This is a genomic window from Immundisolibacter sp. (assembly GCF_041601295.1).
Lineage (GTDB): Bacteria > Pseudomonadota > Gammaproteobacteria > Immundisolibacterales > Immundisolibacteraceae > Immundisolibacter.
In genome coordinates this window covers 1-7,181 of the sequence record NZ_JBFIII010000120.1, presented here as the reverse complement: position 1 = coordinate 7,181, position 7,181 = coordinate 1, and the positions used below count along the sequence as shown (strand labels likewise).

The following is a 7,181-nucleotide window of genomic DNA, read 5'->3' as shown; positions in this document are numbered from 1 at the left end:
GGCGCCTCGCTGCGCAGCCAGCGCTGGGCACCGCCCCAGTCCACCAGCCACTCGCCTGCCAGGTCGGGAGGTGGCGTGGCAGGCAGCACCGACATCCGCCACAGCGGTGAACCCCCCGCGAAAAACGGCAGTTCCAGATCCCGCAGCGCCTGCCAGAACACGGCGCCCTGCGCCCACGGCTCACCGCCAATCTGCTTTCGCGCGGCATCCACGCCCGCCGCGGTGCCGGACAGGCGCAAGTACACCTGCCCGCCAACCTGGCACAGGCCCGACAGCGGCCATGGCCGGCGTTGCCAGTCGAGCATCTGCCGCAGCGGGTCGGCGGGCTCCAGTACCAGGGTCACTTCCGCCTCCGCGATCGGCAGCACCCGAACCGACACCTCAAGCAGCAGGCCCAGTGTGCCCAGCGAGCCGGCGTACAGGCGCGGCAGATCGTAGCCGGCCACGTTCTTGATGGTCTCGCCACCGAAACGAACCCGCTCGCCGCGGCCATTGATGGCGCGCACGCCAAGCACAAAGTCACGCACCGAGCCGGCCCACGGCCGGCGCGGGCCGGACCAACCGGCCGCCACGGCGCCACCCAGCGTGCCGCGCCCGCCAAACTGTGGCGGCTCGAAGCCGAGCATCTGGCCATGTTCTGTCAGCAGCGCCTCGATCTGCGCCAGCGGCGTGCCGGCTCGCGCGCTGAGCACCAGGTCGCCCGGCTCGTAGCTGACTACCCCGCGGTGGCCGCTGACATCCAGCCGTTCGCCGCCTGCGGCGTTGCCGTAAAAATCCTTGCTGCCGTGGCCCCTCGGTTGCAGCGGCTGGCGCGTCTCGATGGCGCCGCGCACCGCAGCCTGCAGGCTGTCGCTGATGTCCGCGTCCACGCTCAAAACCGCTCCAGCTCCGGATGCGGCACCTGCCCGTGGTGCACGTGACTGCCGCGCAGCTCGGCACAGCGGACCAGGGTCGGAATCGCCTTGCCGGGGTTGAGCAAGCCGCTGGGATCGAACGCGCGCTTCACGGCGAAGTAATCGCCAATTTCGGCGTCACCGAACTGCCGGCAGGCCTTGTCTATTTTTTCCGCGCCGATACCGTGCTCGCCGCTGATGGTGCCGCCGAGCGCCAGGCATTCGTCGAGGATGCGACTGGCCAGCGCTTCGGTGCGGGCCACTTCGTCCGGCACCGATCCGTCGTACAGAATCAGCGGGTGCAGGTTGCCGTCGCCGGCATGAAACGCCGTGGCCACCCGCAGCTCGTACTCACGTGCCAGTTCGCCAATGCGGCGCAGGATGCCGGCCAGGTGCCGGCGCGGCACCGTCGCATCGGTGATGTAAAAATCCGGCGACACCCGGCCCATGGCCGGAAACGCACCCTTGCGCCCAGCCCACAGGCGTGTGCGTTCGTCGGCATCGCGCGCCACGCGGATGGCGTAGCCGTCGCAGGCCTGCATCAGCGCCTGCACGCGTTCCAGCTGCGCCTCGACCTCGGCGTCGGCCCCGTCGAGCTCGCACAGCAACAGGGCCGCCGCGTCCACCGGCAGGCCCATCTGGATATAGCCCTCCACGACTTCGATGGCGACCTGATCCATCATTTCCAGCCCGGCCGGCACCACCCCGCCGGCGATGATGTCCATCACCGCGCGGCCGGCGCGTTCCAGATCCGGAAACGCCGCCTGCAAGAGCACGATGGATTCGGGCAGCGGCAGCAACTTCAGGCGCGCCTCCACCACCACTCCCAGCATGCCCTCGGAGCCGGTCACCAGCGCCAGCAGGTCGTAACCGGGGCTGTCCAGGGCGCCGCCCAGGGTCAGCAGTTCGCCATCCATGGTCACCAGGGTGACTTCCAGCAGGTTGTGCGTGGTCAATCCGTACTTGACGCAGTGAACACCGCCCGAGTTCTCGGCGATGTTGCCGCCGATGCTCGACGCAAACTGCGACGACGGATCCGGCGCGTAGAACAGCCCGTGCTCCGCCGCGGCTTCGGACACCGCAAGGTTGCGCACCCCCGGCTGCACGCGGGCCACGCGGTTGTCCGGATCGATACCCAGGATGCGGTCAAAGCGCGTCATGGACAGCAACACGCCGTCCTCCCGCGGCAGGGCGCCTGCGGAAAGACCAGTGCCCGCGCCACGCGGCACCACCGGCGCGCCGTGCTCGCGGCACACACGCAACACCGCCTGCACCTGGGCAATGGTTTCCGGCAGCGCCACCGCCAAGGGCAGCGCGCAATAATTGGCCAGCGCGTCGCACTCGTAGACGCGGCGCTCGGCTTCGGCGGTAATCAGCCCGTCCGGCGGCAGCACGTCGCGCAGCGCTTCGAGCAGCCCGGCGCTATCCGCCGCCTGCGTATGGGTGAGTGTCATGCCCCCTCCTGACCAGCGGCAATGGTAGCTGCTGGCGCCCAAACGCAGAACGCCGACGCCGATTGGCTTATATTTTGCGGTGCAAAGAACCCGTCACCCGCCAAGGCACCATGTCCACCAACACAGCCATCCTGCTCATTACCTGCCCCGACGAACGCGGCCTGGTCGCCACCGTCGCCGAATTCCTGTACCGCCACGGCGCCAATATCCTGCATGCGGACCAGCATGTGGACATCGCCGCCGAGCTGTTCTTTATGCGGGTGGAATGGTCGCTGGCGGACTTCGACATGCCGCTGGCGGACTTCGCCGCGGCTTTCTCGCCGCTGGCCGAAAAGCTCACCCTGCAGTGGCGTCTGGAAAGCTCGGACCAGCGCCAGCGAGTGGCCATTTTTGCCTCCAGCTACGACCACTGCCTGGCCGACCTGCTGTACCGCCACCGCGCCGGGGAGCTGCACTGCGACGTGCCGCTGGTCATCAGCAACCACGAGGACACCCGCCACCTGGTCGAGTTCTACGATATCCCGTTTCACCTGATCAACGTCACGCCCGAGCACAAGGCCGACGCCGAAGCCACACAGCTGGCCCTGCTGGAACAGCACCAAGTCGATCTGATCGTGCTGGCGCGCTACATGCAAATCCTCGGCCCGCACTTCGTGGCCAAGTACCCGGCGCGCATCATCAACATCCACCATTCCTTCCTGCCGTCCTTCCTGGGCGCCCGCCCCTACCACCGCGCCTTCGAGCGCGGCGTCAAAATCATCGGCGCCACCAGCCACTACGTCACCGACAGCCTGGACGAGGGCCCAATCATCGAGCAGGACGTCATCCGCGTATCGCACCGCGACCAGGTGGAAAACCTGATCCAGAAAGGCCGCGACGTGGAAAAAATGGTCCTGTCACGTGCCGTGCGCTGGCATTTGGAACATCGCATTCTTGCGTATGGCAACAAGACCGTCGTATTCGATTAAATCGGCAGCGCGCGGAACCCAATTCGACCGCAAGAATCCCCCCGAGGCCCTCGGACCGGGCCCCTGACCCGCGGCGGGCACACGCTGCCGACACGGTTTGCGGGCAGCCCCGGACGGCCCTGAAAAAATCCCTTGACACCGCCCGTGGGCGGGTCTATATCGCCAGCAAATATCCATGTCACTACAGACAGGCAAAGACCTGTCCGGTGGTGCGACGGGGGAGGCGATGACTAGCAATCTGAAGGGCAACCTTAGCCGATTGTCAGGGCGATAACGGCCTGCGAGGCAAGGGTTTGTCTCTCGAGACTTGGTCCACCATCACCCACGGCGGCACGCCAGTAGTAAGGGTATGCGGGCCGGCTGACTCAAGCCTAAACATACGCCGACACATTCGGCGACGATGACCTGCGCTTTTACAACCATTAACAAAGGGTGAGCCCATGTATGGATCCAAACTTTTGGTCGCCGCGTTCGCGTTGTGTTTAGTCGGCTGCGCAAGTTCCACTGTAGTGAAGCAGCCGCTACAGCCCTCCAAAGAGACCACCCCTGTCGCGACCAAGTACTCCATTGGGAAGATTTCCGCCCAGACCAGCGACGCGCCCGAGCACTTCCTGGCAGCCGTCAAGGGACACCTAAAATTGGAGCTGTCCAAGCACGGCCTGTTGGCCACCGAAGACGCCATCGCGCCCTACGAGACAGTAATCACTGTGAACTCATATCGCATGCGTAGCGGTTTCTCGCGGGCCATGTTTGGCGTATTAGCGGGCAAAGATGGTATCGATTCCACCGTCACCGTGACCGATAGTAAAACCAATCGTGTCGTCGGAGAATCGCAAGTTTCCAGTTACAACATGATGGCTGTGGGTGGCGAAGACGACGTGGCAAGGATGCACGCCCAAGAAATCGCAAAGTTCCTCTCGGGCAGCAGTAAGAACTAAAGACCTCGTTATGCCGCTACGGCCATGGCACAGCCTGCAGCAGCCGCATGGCGGAGACCGAAAGAGTGAAAGCTTCCGGGAGCGGCGCCGTGAACCTACCAGGTAGGAGCTTCAACAACTCTGACCCCTTGATTCTGCTTAGTCGGTCACAGCCAAGGAGGGCAAATTCTGGCCCAGGCAGTGAACACCCTGGATCGTGCCGCCCTTGCGGGCGTACACATGCGCATACTCGGCGGTGCCGTGTCGCAATCGTATGCCACAAACGCCGCGAGTTGGGCCGGAGCGGGCCTGGACTATAAGGCTAACTTCTTCGATCCGGTGCCAAATATCGTCGGCGGCCAAATGTTACGCAATCCGTTAAGGTTAATTAGCTCTTTATTCGGTGCCACGATGCTAGCAGCGCCTTCCAGTCCACACAGCTACCGATGCAACCCATTACCCGCGCCCTGCTAAGCGTTCTGCTTGTGGGTACGTGCGGCAGCTGCATGGGCCAGCGCATGGAGACCAATCCGGAACTTTGGTATTCCTTCGTCGTCGAAATCGGGCAATGCGTTGTTTCGGCCAAGGTACCTACTGGACCAGGCTTCATTTCACGCGAACCGCCCAAGCGCTTTACGCCATTCGAGAAGGCATTAGACTCTTCCAAATTTGAGTCTTTTGCCATGTTTGGCTATGGAAAAGAGGGTCACGGTTCTATGATTGCTTTTGAAATTGCGAGATACAGGGATGCTGATAAACCCTTCGCCAACTTCGCTGATTTCGTTTCCCATTTAGCAAACAATTACGCATGGCGCTCCCAAAACGGTCAACGGAGTCTTTTTGAGGCGAACCGCTATAAGTGGCTCAATTCATACGGACCGCCGTCACAGAGATCGCGCGATTTTGTTATCGCTGCCGCCGAAAGATATTATTATCCTTTGACCTCCGAATATGCGCTCACTGTGCGCGGCAATTACTCTGGCAAGTTCGCGTCAAATACGACTCGCCACGCCAGCATTCGCGCCATTACCCAAGAGGTCGTTTCCAATGTAAGCATTACAGGGTGCGGATATTATGAGAGCGAGGCGGGGATCAAGGGGTCAGAGTGAGCTATCCCGGGTTTGACGGACGAGTTAAGGCAAGAATCAAGGGGTCAGGAATCAAGGGGTCAGAGTCATTGAAATTTGAACCTGCCCTGTGTACGCTTGCGCAGCACCTCATTCGCGTAAACGGAATGCATCATGGCCCGCTGGCCTAAGGACCGTCGTCTGCGGCCAGCCGCTACATCGAGCTCAATCCGATCCGTGCCCGGATGGTCGAGGACCCCGGTGTCTACCGGTGGTCGAGCTACCGCTTTAATGCGGATGGGTTCCCCGATGCCCTGGTGTCACTGCATCCGCTCTATGAACAGCTCGGCGACGACCCGGCGTCCCGACGCGCGGCCTATCGCGCCTTGTTTTCGACCCACATCGATGACAGGGAGCTCGATAAAATCCGTGATGCGACACAAACCGGTACCGTTCTGGGTCATGCCCGTTTCCGTGGCGAGATTGAGAACGCATTGCAACGGCGCCTGCATCGGCAGCCGCATGGCGGAGACCGACATAAGATCAACGGGTCAGAGTCATTGAAATCCGAGCCTGCCCTATCTACGCTTGCACAGCACCTGATCCACCTAAACGGAACGAATGCATCATGGCCCGATCGTTAAGCAGATAAAGGCAGCAAGTGGTAGCCCGTATGGAGCGTAGCGGAATACGGGGAGGCCATCACCCACTCGCCCCGGATTCCGCTACGCTTCATACAGGCTACGGTCCTATTAGAGAAAACTTTAGAAATCCACATTAGGTTGTAGAGTCGTGATAAAAATAACCATGTTTTTATCTCTTTTTATTGCATTTGGCTGCGGGTTTATCGCGACTCTCGTGGCGCTAGCCTTTAAGATAAAAAAAATTGAAGACATACCGAATGGCTGGGAACTTACAGTGCACCCCGAGAAATACGTGAAAAGCCCTTATCATTTAATCGTGCGATGGGGTGGACGCGCTATAATCTTTTTCTTAGTGTTATTTTTTATCTTATTTATCATCAATATATGGAGAATAAAGGGGTGAGATCTAAGGGGTCAGAGTCATTGAAATCTGAGCCTGCCCTGCCTACGCTTGAACAGCACCTCATCCACGTAACCGGAATGCATCATGGCCCGATGGCCAAGGATCGTCGTCCCCGGCCAGCCGCTGCATATCATCCAACGTGGCAACAATCGGCAGCCGTGCTTCTTCGCCGATGACGACTACCACTTCTATCTGGCCAGTCTCAAGGACGCCGCCGACCGATTCGGTTGCCGCATCCACGCTTACGTGTTGATGACCAATCATGTTCATCTGCTGCTGACGCCGGACAGCGTCAAGGCACCGTCGTTAACGCTACAGTCGGTTGGGCGGCACTACGTGCGTTATGTCAACACGGTGTACCAGCGCAGCGGGACCTTGTGGGAGGGCCGTTATAAATCCACGCTGATCGATTCCGAGCGCTATCTGCTCACCTGCAGCCGCTACATCGAGCTCAATCCGCTCCGCGCCCGGATGGTGGAGGACCCCGGTGCCTACCGGTGGTCGAGCTACCGCTTTAATGCAGATGGGTTCCCCGACGCGCTGGTGTTACTGCACCCGCTCTATGAGCGGCTCGGCGACGACCCGGCGTCCCGACGCGCGGCCTATCGCGCCTTGTTTTCGACCCCCGTCGATGACAGGGAGCTCGATACAATCCGTGATGCGACACAAACCGGTACCGTTTTGGGTCATGACCGTTTCCGTGGCGAGATTGAGAACGCATTGCAACGGCGCCTGCATCGGCAACCGCATGGCGGAGACCGAAAGAGTGAACGCTTCCGGGAGCGGTGCCGTGACCTTACCCGGTAGGAGCTTCAACAACTCTGACCCCTTGATC

Annotated in this window: 7 protein-coding genes; 4 read left to right on the top strand and 3 right to left on the bottom strand. The window is 61.2% G+C overall.

What is annotated here, in order from left to right:
- Positions 1–869: glycolate oxidase subunit GlcE (gene glcE, locus ABZF37_RS12835; protein ID WP_372720536.1), on the bottom strand; the 869-nt coding region annotated here is incomplete at its 3' end.
- 2 nt (positions 870–871) lie between these two features.
- Complete coding sequence (locus tag ABZF37_RS12830; RefSeq protein WP_372720534.1) at positions 872–2,347, bottom strand: FAD-linked oxidase C-terminal domain-containing protein; 1,476 nt, start codon at positions 2,345–2,347, stop codon at positions 872–874.
- A 110-nt stretch (positions 2,348–2,457) separates the two neighbouring features.
- Here ABZF37_RS12830 and purU point away from each other — a divergent pair, with 110 nt between their 5' ends.
- The 3 genes from purU (at position 2,458) to ABZF37_RS12815 (ending at position 5,341) form a co-directional block, all read left to right on the top strand.
- The gene (gene purU / locus ABZF37_RS12825; RefSeq protein WP_372720532.1) at positions 2,458–3,315 is read left to right on the top strand and encodes a formyltetrahydrofolate deformylase; all 858 of its coding nucleotides are present in this window, start codon (positions 2,458–2,460) and stop codon (positions 3,313–3,315) included.
- 440 nt (positions 3,316–3,755) lie between these two features.
- The gene (locus tag ABZF37_RS12820; protein ID WP_372720530.1) at positions 3,756–4,253 is read left to right on the top strand and encodes a DUF4410 domain-containing protein; all 498 of its coding nucleotides are present in this window, start codon (positions 3,756–3,758) and stop codon (positions 4,251–4,253) included.
- Between the two features lie 485 nt (positions 4,254–4,738).
- A complete protein-coding gene (locus tag ABZF37_RS12815) occupies positions 4,739–5,341 on the top strand; it encodes a hypothetical protein (RefSeq protein WP_372720528.1) in 603 nt (200 codons plus the stop codon).
- 278 nt (positions 5,342–5,619) lie between these two features.
- Here the strand turns inward: ABZF37_RS12815 and ABZF37_RS12810 are convergent, their stop codons facing one another.
- On the bottom strand, positions 5,620–5,838 hold the full coding sequence (locus ABZF37_RS12810) for a hypothetical protein (protein ID WP_372720526.1): 219 nt from the start codon (positions 5,836–5,838) through the stop codon (positions 5,620–5,622).
- 592 nt (positions 5,839–6,430) lie between these two features.
- Between ABZF37_RS12810 and ABZF37_RS12805 the strand changes: the two genes are divergently transcribed.
- Entirely contained in the window at positions 6,431–7,153 is a 723-nt protein-coding gene (locus ABZF37_RS12805; RefSeq protein ID WP_372720524.1) for a transposase, read from the top strand.
- Positions 7,154–7,181: the final 28 nt, after the last annotated feature.